Below are 16,466 nucleotides of genomic sequence, written 5' to 3' on the forward strand. Positions count from 1 at the left end.
CGCGCGGACGCAAGGCCGCGCGGGCGCGCATCGCGCGGCCCGCAGTTCGCGCTGGGTAATGGCCGTTCCGGCGCGCGATGTGCGACCGGAAACGGCCGAAAACGAAACGGGTGTTGGGAGACAGACATGTATTCGATCATTCTTGTCGCGCTCGACGGCAGCGAGACGGCATCGCACGCGCTCGACGCGGCGCTGCAGCTCGCGGTCGACACGAACGCGCGGCTCGTGCCCGTCTACGTCGTCGACATGCCGGTGTTCGCGTTCGACACGCCGGGCTACGACCCGTCGATCCTCATCGACGCGTTCCGCGAGGAAGGCCGGCGCGTGCTCGACGACGCGCAGGGCCGGATGACGCGGCGCGGCGTCGCCGGCGCGCCGCGGCTCGTCGAGGTCGAGCCGCCGGGCGAGGACGTCGCCGAGCGCCTCGAGCGCGCGGCGCGCGAGATCGGCGCGAGCCTGATCGTGATGGGCACGCACGGCCGGCGCGGCGTCCGGCGGCTGATGCTCGGCAGCGTCGCCGAGCGATTGCTGCGGCACGCCCGCTGCCCCGTGCTGATGATTCCGGCCCGCAGCGCGCCGGCCGACGACGCGAACGCCATTCATCCGACGGAGGCCGTGAGATGAAATTCAAGACTTTGCTCGTCCATGTCGACGACAGCCGCCAGAGCGACGCGCGCGCCGAGTTCGCGCTCGACCTCGCGCGGCGCTGGGACGCCCACGTGATCGGCCTGTACGTCGTGAGCCAGGATCTGATGCGGCCGCTCTTTCGCAGCGACGAAAGCCTGCGGCTCGCGGCGAACGAGGCGCAGCACGCCGCGCGGCGCGACGCCGCGCAGGCGCGCTTCACCGCCGCGGGCGCGCGCGCGGGCGTCGGCTTCGAATGGCGCGCGCCGGCCGGCCCGCCCACCGACGTCGCGACGCTGCATGCGCGCCACGCGGACCTCGTGGTGCTCGGCCAGCCCGATCCCGGCGACGACGCGGCACACATCGAGCCGCATTTCGTCGACGACGTCGTGATGAGCTGCGGGGTGCCCGCGATCGTGCTGCCGTTCACGGGCGCGATGCGCACGTTCGGCGAGAACGTGCTGGTCGGATGGGACGGCAGCCGCGAAGCCGCGCGCGCGGTCACCGATGCGCTGCCGCTCCTCAAACGCGCGCGCTTCGTGACGGTGGAGAGCGTGCTGCGGCGCCGCAAGACGGGCGCGGATCTCGCGCCCGCCGGCATCGACGTCGCGGCGTACCTCGGACGGCACGGCATCCAGGCGTCGTTCTCGGCGTCGGCGCACGTGCCGGGCGTCGAAACGGGCGCGGCACTGCTCAACCGCGCCGCCGACCTGCATGCGGACCTGCTCGTGACGGGCGCATACGGCCACACGCGCACACACGAGCGCGTGCTGGGCGGCGTGACCCGGACGATGCTCGAATCGATGACGGTGCCGGTGCTGCTGTCGCACTGACGCCGCGCCGTCACGGCGCCGGCGAGCGGCATGGTCGCCGGCGCCCCTGCGTCAGGCCGGGCCGGGAGCCCGGCGCCTGAGTTCGCCGATCCGGCGCCGGCCGATATGCGCGAAAAGGCTCGATTTCCGGCCCCGTTTCCGGTTGCCGTCCGTTGTCGTTCGTTGCCGTTCGTTCGTTGCCGTTCGTGCGCGGCGGGCGTTGCATAGGTTGCACATCGCATCGCCCGCGCGACTTTCGTCATATGCCGAAGCCGACGATTCGCACGGCCGCCGCGCTCGGCGAATCAGCGGCTTCGCGACCGCGCGCCTTCGCTCGCCGCGCATGCCGTTTCCGCGGCGCACCATCCCAATGCGGCCGATCGCGTCGCGGCGATCCGCGTCACGACGCGAGTTCGTCGTGGCGACGCAGCAGCACCGGCCGGTCCGCCATCCGGAGCAGCGATTCCGCCACGCTGCCGAGCAGCAGCCTGCGTATCCCGTGGCGCCCGCTCGTGCCCATCACGATCAGGTCGGCATCGGATTCGGCGGCCGTGCGCATCAGCACCGCCGCGACATCCTCGCCATACGAATCGATCGCTCGCACCGAGCCCTCGACATGCTGCTCCGCGAGCCGCCCCTTCGCGTCGGCGAGCACGCGGGTCGCGATGTCGGCCGCCGAGTTGTCGTCCCCCTGCGGCTCGACGTACGCGGCGTTGACGTCGACGAGCTGCGGCTTGTGCTCGACGACGCAAACCGCCGTCACCGTCGCGCCGAACGTCTTGGCGATCTTGATCGCTTCGTCGAGCGCGACGCTCGCGCTGCGGCTGCCGTCGAGCGCCGCGAAGATTTTTTTGTACATGGTCGACACCTCCGGAAAACCTCACTCGAATCGCGTGCGAGCACGCCCTGCCGAGAGTCTCGCGCGCCGCGAGCAGGCCACCGTTGACGAGGATCAAGCGCGCGCTCGGGCACGCGCATGCGCCGGCACATTGCGCGCCGCGCATGCGGCGCTGCCGCATGCGCGGCACGCATTGCGTCAATCCCATTAGCCAAAAGCAATCAAATCGAGCACAATTTCGTCTCAATATTGATGAAATGAGGCTGCGGCACTCTTGCGACTGCGTCCGAGCGTTCGGGACGCCGCGTCGCTGCCCGCCTCGACCGGGGAGGATCTTGACGACCGCTCATACGACGGTTCGAAACGAACGCGCGCACGCCGCGCCCGGCGCCGGTTCGCCCGCGCGGGCACGCGCCGCCGCATTCGCGGCTGCCGACGCCGGCACGCCTGGCGCCGGCTGGGCCACGCGCGCGCCGGCTGCGCCGGCCCGCACGCGCGGCGCGCGGCCGCGCGTGCGCACGGCGCCTCGCGCCATCGAAACCGCCGTCCGCCGGCCGCCTTCCCCGATGCAATCGATTCGACAGGAAGATTTCCACCCATGATCAAGGTTCTGATTGCCGACGACCACGCGCTCGTGCGCGACGGCTTGCGCCACATCCTGCAGAACGCATCCGGCTTCGAGGTCGCGGGCGAAGCGTTCGACAGCGCGACGACGATCGCGCTCGTCCGCTCGACGCCCGCGCAGGTGCTCGTGCTCGATCTGTCGATGCCGGGACGCAACGGCGTGGAGCTCATCAAGCAGATCAAGGAAGAAAAGCCCGCGCTGCGCATCCTCGTGCTGACGATGCATGCGGAGCAGCAGTACGCGGTGCGCGCGTTCCGCGCGGGAGCGTCCGGCTATCTCACGAAGGAAAGCGCGAGCTCGGAGCTCGTCGGCGCGGTGACGAAGGTCGCATCTGGCGGCGTCTACGTGAGCCTCGCGATGGCCGAGCGCTTCGCGCAAAGCCTGAACGAGCCGGCGGAAACGCTGCCGCACCACCGCCTCTCGGACCGCGAATTCGATGTGTTCCGCCGGATCGCGTCGGGGCAGACGCTCACGCAGATCGCCGACGAGCTGTGCGTGAGCGCGAAGACGGTCAGCACGTACAAGACGCGGATTCTCGAGAAGATGCAGATGCCGCACGAAGCGGCGCTCGTGCGCTACGCGCTGCGGCACAAGCTGATCGACGACCCGGACGAGGATTGACGGCCGCCGCCCGGGCCGGCGCGCGGCGTCGATGCGGCGCTCCCACGCGCGACGGAGCCGCGGCACGCGGACGCGCGCCGTGTCTTGCCGTGCGCGGGCCTACATGTTGAATGCTTTCGACATCTTCAGCTCGATCCAGGTCATGCCGGCGCGCAGCCCCTCGACCATCGCGTCGCGCTCGGTCGGAAATGTCCGGCCGTGCCGGAACGCGTGTTTGAACGCCCCGCCCGGCGCGCCGTGCATCACCTTGATGTCGCACACGTAACCGCCCGGCACCGGCGACGTCGTCACCTCGACCGTCCAGTCGCCATCCTGAATGTTGCCTGACAACGTCATGTCGTTCTCCTGCCGAACCGGCCGCCGCGTCGCGTCGCGAAGCCGCGCGGCGCGCGGGCGCTACTCGTAAAGAAATCGAAAGAACCCGCTGTGCAGCAGGACCGGCTTGCCGCCGATCTCCGTGAGCATCCGCTGCGCGGCGTGCTCGATCTTCTTGCGGTGCAGGTTGAACGCCGCGAGCAGATCGTCCTCCTTCAGCGATTGCGCGCCGAAATGATCCTCGAGCGCCTCGGCCGTGATCGCGCACTGCACGTACGCCTCGTCGACGAGCGCGGGAAACGCGACGACGAGATCGCGCGCGCAATATTCGGGCGGTGGATCCTGTGGAAACGAAACCTTCATGACCGACATGACAACCTCCTGTAGCCGCTGCCCGGCCGGGCAGCGGACCCATCGATGCCTCAGCATAGAGCCGCGGCGCCGCGCACGCTTGACCCACGTCAATCGGCCGCGCACGGCGCACGGTTGATCTGCGTCAACCCGCCGGCACGCCGCGCAACGATGATCGTTTCATCGCTCGCGCCGGCGCCGCGAGCGTCGAACGATGGGGCGAGCGATGACACTGAAAGCGAATCTCGAGGGCGTGCGCGACACGTATCGTCTGTGCTTCGTGCGCAGTCCGTGGGCCTATTTCACGTGCCTGCCGCTCGATCGCCAGTGCGGCGACCGCTGGAGCGAGGCGCCTTACGAGCTGTACGCAGGGCCGCCTTACGGGGACAGTCCGGACCAGATCCTGCGCGTCGCGTTCGACGGCCCGCTGCTGCCGCCCGAGGCCGGGCGCGGCGCGCTCACCTGCAGCGTCGTCGACATCAACGAAGGGCTCGCGCCGTGGCTTCGGACCGAAAGCTATTTCGGCGGCGAGCCGCTGTCGATCGCCGCGGGCGCGACGCTCGGCACGTTCGTCGAGACGATCGAGAAAGCAGGCGGCACCGTGTTCATTCCGCTCGCGTGGGGAGAATTGCCGCTCGCGGACAAGCGCGCGCATTCGGCGGTGGAGCCGGGCTGAACGGCGAGCCCGCGATTCGGGCAACCGGAATGCGCCGGGCGGGCGGGCCGCCGGCGATCGCTCTCGGCCCCGAACGCCGCGACAACTGAGCTCTTGCGACGATCGCGCCGCGCGCGGGCGCGGCATGGGCAAGCGCCCGGGTGCACGCATTCCTCGGCGAGCGCGCCGCTCGATGCGCAACACACGCCAGCGCGCACGCCGCGTGCAAAACGTGCGCTTCAATACGCTCAGCGCTCGTCCTTCGGCGTCGGATTGAGCAGCACAACAAACGCGGCGACGCCGAGCGACAGCGCGACCACGCCATAGAGAAATTCGGCGTTGCTGTCGAACAGCAGGCCGCGAACCGCCTCCATCATCCCCGCGAGCGAAATGAACACGGCGATGGTCGCGAGAACGACCCGATATTTGCGCACCATGACGGTCTCCTGGCTTCGTGTGAGCGGCCGCTCGATCCTGCGCGGCCGCGCCGCCGGTGTCGTCACGCGCGATCGACGCTCGTGCTTCCTATCCAGCCTTTGCGTATGATCGCCCGTCGCGCGACGGCGGCCTTGACCTGAGTCAAGCGCCGCCCGGGCGCGCGAACGTGCCGGGCGCAGCGTCGGAAACGCGCGTAGAAATGCGCCTCCACACGCGTAAAAAGCGAAAAGCGTCGCTGTACAATGCACGGGCATCATCGCCGCGCCGCGCCCGCGCGAACGGGCGCGGACGATGCAATCGCCAACGCGCGCCGCGCGTTTGTCTGCGTCGAACGGCAACCGTAGCCTCGTGGGAGATTCATGGATTCGGACATCATGCACATCGGCGGACGCATCCGCCGCCTGCGCCGCGAGCTGAAGAAAACGCTGCTCGAGATCGCCACCGAGGCAAACCTGTCGGTCGGATTCCTGTCGCAAGTCGAACGCAACCTGACCGGCATTTCGATTTCTTCGCTCGTCAACGTCGCCAAAGCGCTGCGCGCGCCGCTTGCCGCACTCATCGACCAGCCCCGTCAGGATCAGCCGGATTCGCACCAGGGCAGCCGCGAGTCGTATTCGATCCGTCCGACGCAGCAGCGCTACGAGCGCCTGTCGACCACCTTCGCGGGCAGCCAGCTCAATGCGGTCAAGGTGTCGATGATGGAAGGCTACTGCTCCGAATGGGTCGCGCACGCCGGCGACGAATTCGTGTTCGTGCTGTCGGGGCGCGTCCAATACACGGTCGGCAAGCGGGACTACCCGCTCGGCCCCGGCGATTCGCTGCACTTCAACGCGCACGAGCGGCATCGCGTCGTGAACGTGGGCAACGAACCCGTCGAGCTGATCGCGGTCGGCACGCTGCCGCTCTTCGGCGACGGACAGCCCGCGTTCCCTTCGCTGCCGGGCGAGCAGAAGCGGCCGCGCGCACGCGCGGCGCGCGGGAAGGTCGAGCCGACGCAGGCGCAGGCGCCTTCGACGCAAAAGGCCGGACGACGCAAGCAGGCGCCGGCCGCGCGCACGGCCGCGACGAACGGCGCCGTGCGTCGCGGCGCGAAGAAAACCGCCCGCTGAATGCCGAGCAAGCGATGCCGGCACGCCGGGGCCTATCCTTGTAGCGCGTGCGGGCTTCGATTCCGCGACGCTCGGGCGCGCGTCGCCGTTGAACGGCACGCGCGCGCACGGCAATCGCGCCCACCGCTCGCATAACGCTCGGTCGTCCGTATCGCATCACGATTCGCATGCGGCTGAACGCATGCTCGAACGCGTCGCGCGACGCATGCGCTGCGTCATCGCGAATTTCCGCATCAGCGATCAATTCAATCATCACATTCATTTCAATTTTAAAGAAATGAATCGCTATATTTTTCAATAATTCAAAACAAATAATCCGCCCCACCCTAAACGCGGTTCCCATTCAATTTTTATTTCCCGCCATCATATTTATTTGCATATTTTTTGCATCTTTAATACGATTTCCCGCGCGGACGGCGAGCGATGCATTCATTTCGCGGCGCTCGATCGCCGGCCCGCCGTGGGAAGCTGCCTGTCGATCCCGGACGAACGCAACATTCATCGCGAACCGGATCGACAAGAATGCCGACAAAATCGTATCAATCATTAATTTGGCGACTTAAAAATCACGAATAAAGCATCGTAAAAAATCGAAGCGGCACACGGATATCGCTCATAGACCCGCGTCGAAATTCGCCTGATGGGGCCCGCTCGGTGCCGGGAAGCGCCGTCGACGGCGATCACTGGAAAAAAAACGAACCCACTATGGAAAACAAGCAAGTCGATGTACTGATCAACGGCAGCGGCATCGCAGGCGTCGCACTGGCGTACCTGCTCGGAACGCGCGGCCACAGTGTCACGGTAGTCGAGCGCGTGGCGCGCAACCGCGCGCAAAACGGCGCCGATTTGCTGAAACCTTCCGGCATCGACGTCATTCGCAAGATGGGGTTGCTCGACGACGTCTTCGCCGCCGGCGGGCTCAGGCGCGACGCGATGAAGCTGTTCCACGACAAGGAACCGATCGCTTCGCTCGACTATCGCGCGTCCAGCGCGCTCGGCTTCTTCATCCTGATTCCGTGCGAGCAGTTGCGACGCCTGCTGCTCGTCAAGCTCGACGGCCTGCCCAACGTGGATTTGCGCTTCGAGACGTCGATCGAGCGTATCGAGCAAGATGCCGCCGGCGCGGTGACGTCGCTCGGGCTGAGCGACGGCGGCACCGTCGCGCCCAAGGTGCTGATTGGCGCCGACGGAGCGCGCTCGACGGTCCGCACCGACATCCTGCGCATCGATGCCGAGCGCATTCCCTATGCGACGCCGATGGCGTTCGGCACGATTGCGCTGACCGACAGCGTTCGCGCATGCAACCGGCTGTACGTCGATTCGAGCCGGGGCCTCGCGTATTTCTATCCGATCGGCAGCGAAGCCACGCGCATCGTGGTCAGCTTTCCCGCCGACGAAATGCAGGGCTATCTCGCCGACGCCACGCGCACGAAACTGATCGCGCGCCTGAGCGAGTTCGTCGGCGACGAGAGCGCCGACGCGATGGCCGTGATCGGCGCGGAAACGCCGTTCCCGTTGATCCCGCTCGGGCGGATGAACGTCGACTGCTATCACAAGCAGAACGTCGCGCTGCTCGGCGATGCCGCGCACAGCATTCACCCGATCACCGGCCAGGGAATGAATCTCGCGATCGAGGATGCCGGCGAGCTCGGCCAGTGCCTCGACGCGTACTTGAGCGGACAGTCCACGCTCGCCGATGCGCTCGGCCGGTTCGAGCGCGCGCGGCATCCCGTCAACGAAGCGGTGATTTCCTACGGCCACGCGCTGGCGACCACGTACCACGATCGCTCCGCGCTCCTTGCGAGCTTCCGTTCGCAATTGCAGACGAGCGGGCGCGATTCCGCGTTGCTCGGGACGGCCGTCGAAGCGTGAGCGAGGATGACCGGATATTCCGAGTAATCGCTGCGGATGTGTCGTGGTGTCGTGGTGTCGTGGTGTCGTGGTGTCGTGGTGTCGTGGTGTCGTGGTGTCGTGGTGTCGTAACGTCGTAACGTCGTGGCGTCGTGGCGTCGTGGCGTCGTGGCGTCGTGGCGTCATGTCGCGTCGCCATGTCGCGCCGTTGAGTCGCTTCGCCTCGTGGAGCGAGCGGACTGCGCGAAGCACGGCTCCCGCGATGCCGCGCGAGCGAATCGCCCCACCGTGACGGGGATGCATCGGCATCAAAGCCGCAACGACTCGTACCGGCGATTCGTCCTGGCCGAGCGCCGGCGAACGGGAGGCGGCCCCATGCCGCCCGTTCTCGCCCTCGGCCGGACGAACGGCGCGATGCGCGCGGATACCGCGCATGCGCATCGAACGCCGCTTTCGCCAGTCCGGTCGCGGCGTTGCGGCGTTGCGGCGTTGCGGCGTTGCGGCGTTGCGGCGTTGCGGCGTTGCGGCGTTGCGGCGATTGTCGTGTCGCGCCCGTCGTGCCGCTCGATCGCGCATCGCCGCGCGCCATCGCGGGCCGGCTTTCGCGACCGCACGTCGGCCGCGCGACGTCTCTCACCGTCCGATCGCGCACTCGTACCGCATGACATACGGCAGCGTTCGATGCGACGCCGTTAATTCTCCCTTAAGGCGGATTTGTCAAGCTTCAGTGGCCGGCTGCGAGCACGCCTGCCCGCAGCGGCGACAAATGGAGGTATGCATCGTGAAATCCGCTCTGAAAACGGCCGCACTCGCGCTCGCGCTCGCCGTTCCGGCCCTGTCGTTCGCGCAGCCGTCGTCCAACGGGCCGCTGACGCGCGCGCAAGTGCGCGACGAGCTGACTCAACTCGAAAAAGCCGGCTATCAGCCTTCGAAGAACCAGTATCCGGCCAATATCCAGGCGGCCGAAGCGCGTATCGCGCCCGCCAACGGCCGCGCCGACCTGTCGGGCTACGGCGGCTCCGCCGGCGGAGCGATGCAGTCCGGCCAGCGTGTCTCGCCGACGTCGGGCGGCTGGGACGCGCCCTATCGTCATCACTGATCGACGCGCGGGCCGGCTACGCCGGCCGCGATAGGCGCCGCCCATCGACGGCGCTCGCCCGATGCGCTGACGACAACCGCGCACACCGCGCGCTCTCGCGCGTTGGCTGAGCGAACGCGCCGCGGGCGGCAGGCATTCGTGCCGTCGCCGGCCGCCGGCGCGCCCGCCCCGAACTCGACGGCGCGGGTGAACAGCGCACGATCATCGCGCCCCATCGGGTTCGCTTCGTTCGCGCCGCCGTCGTCCCGCGCGCGTGCTCAGGCAGTCGCGCCGGCCTATCTCGCCGTCGGCAGCGGCGGCTCGCCCGCCGTCGTCGCATTGCGGGCCCAGTCGGCGAACTCGTTGTCGTAGCGGCCGCCGATGTAGGCGACGTAGTTCTCGTAGCCGTCGTAATCGCCCGTGCGGAAGCGCGACACGATCGTATCGACGTCGGCGCGATGGCGCTCGAACATGAAGCGCGTCGCCATGTAGCCCCACCGGTATGCGCGCGCGACGTAGTCGCTCGACGAGTAACGCGTCGCGAGCACGTCCGAGAAACGGTATGCGCCCGTGCGCGCGGCGTCGATCGATTCCTGATCGTCGTTCTTCCTCGACAGATATTCGGCGACGCCTTCGATCCACCAGACGGTCGGTTTCACGGTGCTCGCCGCGAAATCGCCCGCCATGTCGTAGCGGCCATCGAGATAGTGCGTGAACTCGTGCTCGAGGTTCCAGACCTTGAACTCGGGCCGCAGCCACGACGCCTCGTGCGCGATGAAGCGCGCCTGATTGCCGGGCGCCGACGGATCGCCTTCGAGATACATGCCGCCGTTGTCGGTGCTGATCCCGTAGATTACCGAAGCATATTTTCGGTAGTTCTCGTAGTCGTCGAAGATCACGAGCTCGATCGTGTCGTTGCGATCGCCCGCGACCGGCTTGCGCCCGGTCTTCATCATCCGGTGGAAGTAATCGTCCTGCTGCGCGACCGCCGTACACACCGACTGCAGCTGCGGCCCGGTCATGTCCTGCGCGAGAATGCGCACGCTCGCGCTGCATGCGTGACGGTGCGTGAGCACCGCGTCGGTCAGCCGCTTCTTGTAGTCGCAGGTGCCGTAGTCCGCGCAGTTGCCCGCGTCGCCGTAGTCGACCGCCTCGGCCGCCGCCAGCCACAGGTCGCTGCCCGCGCCCGTCATGCTCGTCGATCCGAGCATGTCCTGGATCATCTTCTTCACGCGCGGCTTCTGCGCCGGATAGCGGAGAAAGCGATACGTTTCGCGCGACGCATCGGCGAGCTGGTAGGCCGCGCTCGTGTTCGACAGGCTCGCGCGGTTCGCGGTGACGAAACGATTGAGCGTCTCCGGCAGTGTCGCGTCGCTGTCGAGCATCTGCTGCGCGCCGCTGCGCTGATGCGCGTAGAAGAATACCGTCAGCAAGCCGGTGAAGCCGCCCGCCGCGCTCCGCTGCAACAGCGGCGCCGCCGCTTGCGGGTTCGTCGCGCTCGCGGTGTAGAACGCGATGCGATCCTTCAGCGTCGGCAGGTAGTACGCCTCGTCCCGCATGTTCGTGATGAGCTTCATCAGCTCGTTCGCGGTGCTCGGCGCACGCGAATTCTCACGATAGAGCGCGTCGCCCTCGAGGCTGTGTCGGATATACGGGCGCAGCCGATCGGCGAGTTCCGGAAACGGATTGACGAGACCCGATACATCATATTGGTAATAAGCGGAACGCAAATAAATCAGCAAATTGACAAAAATCAAATTGCTCGCGTCGTAGCGAGATGCCTCCTGCGTAAAACGGCTCGCTACGGCATACACGTTTTCCGCGCTGAAAATCTGCGTGGCCAGCGATTTATCGACCGAGAACAAACCGTAATGGCATTCATAATCCGGGAGATTCGCGATGTAATCGGCGAGCGCCGCGCCGCGATACTGGGTCATCGCCGACATGTCGCGGCAATCGGCGCCCGGCGCGCCGTGCTTGCCGTTCTTTGTCGCCTTATTCCGCCGCGACGGCTCGATCAGCGTCGCGCGATCCTGCTTGCTGAGCGGCAGATTGTATTCGGCCTGCTCGGGCGAAACCGGCAGGTTCTGCGGCACGCGCGGCATGCGCGCCTGCTTTTGCGGCGCCGGCTGCGTATTGGCCGCCGCCGATCCGATCAAACCCGCGAATACCGACATCGCGACGACGGCGGACCAGCGACGGGTCTTGCGACACACCTCCGTTATTAGCATTTGACTTGCCCTCGGTTATTTTGGATCGCCGAAGATATAACACCGATGATTAACAAGTCAATTTAATGATCGAGCAAATTAATGCATTTTAACAGACTGAATTATTCAAGCATTAAAATCGATTTTTATAACAATCCAGCCGGAAGCATCGCCGATGCGCGAATCAAGTCGCCACGTGAAGCCGGCTCGCGTGAAGGCGACTCGTGCGCATTCGCCGGCCGCCGGCTCATCGCTTCAATTCGCCCGCGCGCTCATCGGGCGTTCCGCGCTCGATCGCCACCTCAACGCGGATTGAATCGGCATCTCGACATACCTGTAGCAGACCCATCCCGCCGCGCAGACGACGAGCGCCACCGCCGCCGCCGCGCACCATCCGCCGACCGTGCCCGCGCCCGGATGAATCTTCAGGATCTTCTCGGCCACGCCGATCACGTACGGATGCAGCAGATAGATCGAATAGCTGGCCGCGCCCAGATTCGCGAGGATCGCGTTGCGGCTGGACACGCCCGATTTCTCGAGCCCGAGCAGCGAAGCAATCAGCACGAACGCCGGGACGCCGTACTGCAGCACGCGCTGGAAACCGACCGGATCGCCGAATTCGGGATACAGCGCGACGACCAGCAACGGCGCCGCGATCGCGCCCGCGCCGAACAACCCGCGAGGCGCCGCGTCGAAGGCGCGCGCGCGGGTGATCCAATAGCACGCGACGCCCAGGCAGAATTCGATCACGAGCGGCTGCGCCAGATAGTCGGCCACCTGGCTCCCGGCGCCGACCGCCTGCGAGGACAGGCAGAACACGATCAGCGCCGCCGAGGCCGCGATCGTCGCGTATTGCCGCCTGACGACGACGAGCGCCGCCGCCACGACGAGGTAGAAGAACATCTCGAAGTCGAGCGTCCACCCGTTTCTCAACAGCGGCCCCCAGTTCCCGTTTTCCTTGACGTACGGCACGAAGAACATCGACTTGAAAAGATAGGCGACGCCATCCGTCGTCGTGTTGAGCCATTGCGGCCTTACAACGGCAATCGCATACACGCCGATCGTCAGCATCCAGTAAAGCGGCACGATCCTGATCACGCGCTTGATGAAGAACGCATTGCCCTCCTTCGGCGCGACATAGGACATGATGAAGCCGCTGATCACGAAGAAGACGTCGACGCCGATCTGCCCGAACGGCATGACGCCGAGGTGATACGCAACCACGCACAAAGCGGCGACGGCTCGCGCAGCCTGAATGTTGCTCAGCAATGGGCCGGCGGGATTCTTCATGATGCTCTCGACTCAAATCGTCGGAGCGTCGCACGATTCGCCTGCGCGCACGCGACAAAACCCGGTGCGGATTCGCCAATTTTCGGCGCGCGCCGCGTTTGGCGCGTCTTCGCCAAGCACGCATGCGTGTGCGCCTGCGTGCCGGCAGGCCGCTCCGAATGGGACCGACGCGGGCGAACAACGGGGCGGCGCAGGCGCTCGCGGATCAGTGGATCGACAACATCGTCGCAATTCGCGACGGCCGGCGGCGCAACGCCGGACATCGGAAAAACAGCAGGGTTTCGCATCGCCGCGCTTATATCAACGGCGATCAACGGCGAACGTGAGCCGAGACGGCCGCCAGCCTGCGCAGCCGCCTCGGAGCCCGGGACGTCGAATCCAGGGCGTCAGACTCTGCGCCGACGCTCAGCCGTCTACGCCATTCGGCCCGCTCACGGTCAGGCTGCCTGCGACAAGGCTGGAATCGACTGCGAGACCCGTTGCGCCGCAAGCGCCACGTGGGCCGCGCGCTCGCTCAACTCGGTCTCGCGCTGCACGCGTGCGGGTAGCGCCGTCGCGGGTGGTGCCGTCGCGGGTGGAGCACCCAGCAATGGCACCGCGTTGTCCACCGGCGTCGCAGAGGCTTCGCTCAAGCGCTCGACGACTGGCGCCAGCGACGCCTGAACCACCTTGAGCCGCCTTGAACCGCTAGTGATCGAGCATTCCCGCGGCATCGTCACGCCCTTTATTGTCGACGGACAAATGGCGGCACGCCTGACAGGATTCGAACCCGCATTCCCCAGCCCCCTCCCAAAGGGGGCCTTTCTCGCTCAAACGAAATCGACGGTCAGCGCGTGATATTCGCGCTCGCCGGACATGAAGCGATGGGCGGGTTTATATCCGAGTTTTGCAACCGCATTGAGCGATCGCTCGTTATCGACGGCAATGAAGCTGATCGCGGCACTGAAACGCGTTTTGGCCGACGCCGTTGCAAGATCGATCATTTTCTCGAGAATGCCTTTTCCGCGCGCCACCTGGCTCAGGCACATCGGCCCGAATAGGCAGGCGTTTCCTGAAAAATCGCTGGAGGCGGCGTCGCGCTCATCTTCGAACGATGCGGCGAGCGCGTCGATGATCGCATTGCCACGCCATTGGTCAAGACGCGAAACGCAGAAAAAGCCAGCGAATTCCGCCTGTTCGTATGCGACGACGATGCCGGCGTCGGTCGCGAGCGCCTCGATCTTGGCCTCGGGAATCTCGGCGGACAGAAAGCCGTTCTTGCGCTCGGCTTCGGAGAGATTCGCGATTTGATTCGCTTTTTGCAGAGAAATAATGTTCTGATAATCGCCCGAACGGGCCATTCTAACCACGGTCGCTTCAGTCATTTCGGTCTATTTTTGTTTTAAACGAAAAACTGGCATTTTATAGACAATTACACATAGACATCTAGAATATTCATACAAACTCAATGGCGATGGTACGTATTTTATACGGTTGATTTTTCAAAAAATTAGCCAAAATCGCCTTGATTTCGATTCATCCATCGCCCGAGCACGTTGCGGCGACCTCGGCGCGCCTGTCAAGCCCCGCTCGGCTCCACGGAAAACCCCGCGCCGCGGAATATCGCGGTTCATTGAGTGAAACCGCCGAGAACGTGAAGGCGACCGCGCGCGCCGACATCCGGCGGCAAGGCAGCCGGGAGGAGGAAGCGCATGGACAAAGCCTGCTGCGAGCGTGGGGATGCCAGGCCGGCTATCGACGGAGTCGAGTGCAATGGCCGAAAGGAAAAGTCGCGCACCGTCGCGATATCCGAACATGATCGGCCGCTGCGAATAGGACGGAGCGCGCGGCCGACGGCCCGTCAAAGGGCAGATCGGCACGTACGTCCGCCGCCATTCGAGCGCCGGGTGGCGCCGAGCGTCCGGCAAGACGCATCCGCAGCAAACGCTTTGACGGTTCGCGGCCGAAGAAGCCGGGCTGACCGACCCGCGATCAACGAACGCTCAAGCGCGCCTCGAGCAACTTACCGAATGCGTCGCCGAACGCATCAGAGCCGTCGCGAACGATACGGCTGCCGTCTGCGGCCTGGAAATCGACGCGCGTTGCACGCAAGCCGAAGCGCGCGACGACCTGCTCCGAACTCCGGCCACATACGGGCAAGAGGCAACCGGCCGGTTGCGCACCGATCAGGCCAATCAGGTTCGTCATCGCGGGCCTTCCCGGCAAGCCTTGGCGCTCAGTTGCCGACGGCCTCGGCGCCAACGTCGCGTCCCGATTCCGCAGCGGGTCGCGCATCCGGACGATACCGCTCGCCGCCGGTTGACCATGATCGTGAGGCCGCGCGCCAGGCAACGAGCCAACGAGCCCGACTCGATCAGCAGCCAGGGAGCTTGGAGTCAAGGGTTCAAGCAAACCTACTGAGGCGGAACCGCTGGCCGACTGCAGTTCGGCCGAAAGTCGGCAACGCCAAGGGCAGCGAATCGTGCCGCATTGCCGGAATCGAATGGAGTCAAACCGGATGAGGGCAGCCGTGCCGGGCGAAATCGAGAAGCACGTCGCAAGCTACGCGAGCGCGAGCGACAAACGTGGCGTCGTCGTCCGCCCGCCTCCCGGCATCGCATTCCCACGCAACCTGCTCGATGCGCGCCGAGTGGCCGGTCGGCACGTGCGCCGTTGGCATCCATGGTCATCAGTCGCGACAGCGAATTGGATCAGCGCATCCTTCGCATGACGCGCCGGACGCAAGGCGATCGATGTACGGCTCCGCTTCGCAAAGCACGTTGCACAGCCATTCGCCGCGTGTTTCGCAGGTGCCGATGCATCCGCGTCCGGTGAAAGCGGACACCCCGTATCCGACGAGTGCCCACGATCGCGATCGCAAAGTCTGCGCCCTCGCATGAGAGGCGTCGCGGATGACGCCGCGATCGAGTCTCGCGCGCAACGTCCCGCGCCCCAAACCCCGCCGATCACGAACGAATCGACGCCCCGCGCTCCGCGAGCAGCTCGCGCAGGATACCGCGGTGACAACGCGCCTCGTTGTCGCAATAGCAACCGATCGCGAAATTCGACGTCGCCGACAACGCGGCGAGCACGTCGAGCACCTTGCTCGCGTCGCCATGCTTCATCTCGGCGCGGAACTTGCGCGCGAACGCCTTCCATTCGGCGTCGGTTTGCGCCGCCAGCGCTTCGGAGACGAGCTCCGGACTCGGCGACAGCGTCGGCAGCCAGACGTCGTAATAGTCGCGCGACGCGAATTCTTCCTTCGGCACGCCGCGCGGCGGACGGCGCACGGTGCCGATCCGCAAGCCCTCGTCGCCGGCGCGCGGCTTGCCGAGTTGGACGATGCTGATGCTCATGCTGGACTCCCGTTCAGAGTGGCCGGCGCGCGTGGCGCGCAGACGCCAAATCCGCGCGCCACGCGCCGCCGGACAATGCGGCGCGCACACGTTCACGCAAAGCCCCGGCGGACGATGCACATCCATCGCCGCCGGCCGACGGCTCATCGTCTTGCGTAAACGGCGGCACGACAGCGGCACGACAGCGGCACCGCGGCGGCAGCCACGTCGCGCCGCCGCCCGCGCCTGTCGATGCGGCACCGGCGCGCGGCCGAAGGCACGCAGCGCAGCACCGCTCCCCAAACACGCCGGGCGCGCCGCAACCCGGCTTCCCG

At 66.2% G+C, this 16,466-nt stretch carries 18 protein-coding genes; 7 read left to right on the forward strand and 11 right to left on the reverse strand.

The features are described 5' to 3' along the window. Window positions 1-126 precede the first annotated feature (126 nt). Window positions 127-624, forward strand: coding sequence for a universal stress protein (locus WS78_RS25580; RefSeq protein WP_038743980.1), 498 nt, complete (start codon window positions 127-129; stop codon window positions 622-624). Continuing rightward, window positions 621-1,457 (forward strand): universal stress protein, encoded by an 837-nt coding sequence (locus WS78_RS25585; RefSeq protein ID WP_038743977.1) that lies wholly within the window; start codon window positions 621-623, stop codon window positions 1,455-1,457. Before WS78_RS25580 ends, WS78_RS25585 begins: the two co-directional genes overlap by 4 nt. 379 nt (window positions 1,458-1,836) lie before the next feature. Here the strand turns inward: WS78_RS25585 and WS78_RS25595 are convergent, their stop codons facing one another. Next, window positions 1,837-2,295, reverse strand: coding sequence for a universal stress protein (locus WS78_RS25595; protein ID WP_059581755.1), 459 nt, complete (start codon window positions 2,293-2,295; stop codon window positions 1,837-1,839). A gap of 577 nt (window positions 2,296-2,872) precedes the next feature. Between WS78_RS25595 and WS78_RS25610 the strand changes: the two genes are divergently transcribed. Beyond that, a complete protein-coding gene (locus WS78_RS25610) occupies window positions 2,873-3,520 on the forward strand; it encodes a response regulator (protein ID WP_038743971.1) in 648 nt (215 codons plus the stop codon). A gap of 99 nt (window positions 3,521-3,619) precedes the next feature. Here the strand turns inward: WS78_RS25610 and WS78_RS25615 are convergent, their stop codons facing one another. Both WS78_RS25615 and WS78_RS25620 read right to left on the reverse strand, forming a co-directional pair. Then, window positions 3,620-3,856, reverse strand: coding sequence for a hypothetical protein (locus tag WS78_RS25615; protein WP_038743969.1), 237 nt, complete (start codon window positions 3,854-3,856; stop codon window positions 3,620-3,622). Between the two features lie 60 nt (window positions 3,857-3,916). Further along, window positions 3,917-4,207 (reverse strand): DUF1488 family protein, encoded by a 291-nt coding sequence (locus WS78_RS25620; RefSeq protein WP_038743967.1) that lies wholly within the window; start codon window positions 4,205-4,207, stop codon window positions 3,917-3,919. Window positions 4,208-4,412: 205 nt separating this feature from the next. Between WS78_RS25620 and WS78_RS25625 the strand changes: the two genes are divergently transcribed. Then, entirely contained in the window at window positions 4,413-4,862 is a 450-nt protein-coding gene (locus WS78_RS25625; RefSeq protein WP_038744168.1) for a hypothetical protein, read from the forward strand. A gap of 227 nt (window positions 4,863-5,089) precedes the next feature. Here WS78_RS25625 and WS78_RS25630 read toward each other — a convergent pair whose 3' ends face one another. Further along, window positions 5,090-5,278 (reverse strand): DUF2964 domain-containing protein, encoded by a 189-nt coding sequence (locus WS78_RS25630; protein WP_038743965.1) that lies wholly within the window; start codon window positions 5,276-5,278, stop codon window positions 5,090-5,092. A 360-nt stretch (window positions 5,279-5,638) separates the two neighbouring features. Between WS78_RS25630 and WS78_RS25640 the strand changes: the two genes are divergently transcribed. Then, window positions 5,639-6,388 (forward strand): helix-turn-helix domain-containing protein, encoded by a 750-nt coding sequence (locus tag WS78_RS25640; RefSeq protein WP_038743963.1) that lies wholly within the window; start codon window positions 5,639-5,641, stop codon window positions 6,386-6,388. Between the two features lie 343 nt (window positions 6,389-6,731). On the opposite strand, the gene WS78_RS36315 is transcribed toward WS78_RS25640, so the two are convergent. Next, a complete protein-coding gene (locus WS78_RS36315) occupies window positions 6,732-6,935 on the reverse strand; it encodes a hypothetical protein (RefSeq protein WP_145986892.1) in 204 nt (67 codons plus the stop codon). Between the two features lie 158 nt (window positions 6,936-7,093). Between WS78_RS36315 and WS78_RS25650 the strand changes: the two genes are divergently transcribed. Further along, the gene (locus tag WS78_RS25650) at window positions 7,094-8,260 is read left to right on the forward strand and encodes an FAD-dependent monooxygenase (protein ID WP_059581766.1); all 1,167 of its coding nucleotides are present in this window, start codon (window positions 7,094-7,096) and stop codon (window positions 8,258-8,260) included. A gap of 760 nt (window positions 8,261-9,020) precedes the next feature. Then, complete coding sequence (locus WS78_RS25660; RefSeq protein ID WP_059581857.1) at window positions 9,021-9,338, forward strand: DUF4148 domain-containing protein; 318 nt, start codon at window positions 9,021-9,023, stop codon at window positions 9,336-9,338. Here the strand turns inward: WS78_RS25660 and WS78_RS37275 are convergent. From WS78_RS37275 to WS78_RS25695, 6 genes are all read right to left on the reverse strand, one after another. After that, window positions 9,332-9,553 (reverse strand): hypothetical protein, encoded by a 222-nt coding sequence (locus WS78_RS37275; RefSeq protein ID WP_059581773.1) that lies wholly within the window; start codon window positions 9,551-9,553, stop codon window positions 9,332-9,334. The genes WS78_RS25660 and WS78_RS37275 overlap by 7 nt on opposite strands. Window positions 9,554-9,613: 60 nt before the next feature. Next, entirely contained in the window at window positions 9,614-11,548 is a 1,935-nt protein-coding gene (locus WS78_RS25670) for a collagenase (RefSeq protein WP_059581774.1), read from the reverse strand. A gap of 234 nt (window positions 11,549-11,782) precedes the next feature. Continuing rightward, complete coding sequence (locus WS78_RS25675; RefSeq protein ID WP_059581778.1) at window positions 11,783-12,817, reverse strand: acyltransferase family protein; 1,035 nt, start codon at window positions 12,815-12,817, stop codon at window positions 11,783-11,785. An 809-nt stretch (window positions 12,818-13,626) separates the two neighbouring features. Continuing rightward, the gene (locus WS78_RS25685; RefSeq protein WP_063889465.1) at window positions 13,627-14,181 is read right to left on the reverse strand and encodes a hypothetical protein; all 555 of its coding nucleotides are present in this window, start codon (window positions 14,179-14,181) and stop codon (window positions 13,627-13,629) included. Between the two features lie 607 nt (window positions 14,182-14,788). Continuing rightward, window positions 14,789-15,004: a hypothetical protein gene (locus WS78_RS25690; protein ID WP_145986896.1), complete on the reverse strand. Its 216-nt coding sequence runs from the start codon at window positions 15,002-15,004 to the stop codon at window positions 14,789-14,791. A 758-nt stretch (window positions 15,005-15,762) separates the two neighbouring features. Then, complete coding sequence (locus WS78_RS25695) at window positions 15,763-16,152, reverse strand: DUF488 domain-containing protein (protein ID WP_038743932.1); 390 nt, start codon at window positions 16,150-16,152, stop codon at window positions 15,763-15,765. Window positions 16,153-16,466 lie beyond the last annotated feature (314 nt).

Source organism: Burkholderia savannae (assembly GCF_001524445.2).
Lineage (GTDB): Bacteria > Pseudomonadota > Gammaproteobacteria > Burkholderiales > Burkholderiaceae > Burkholderia > Burkholderia savannae.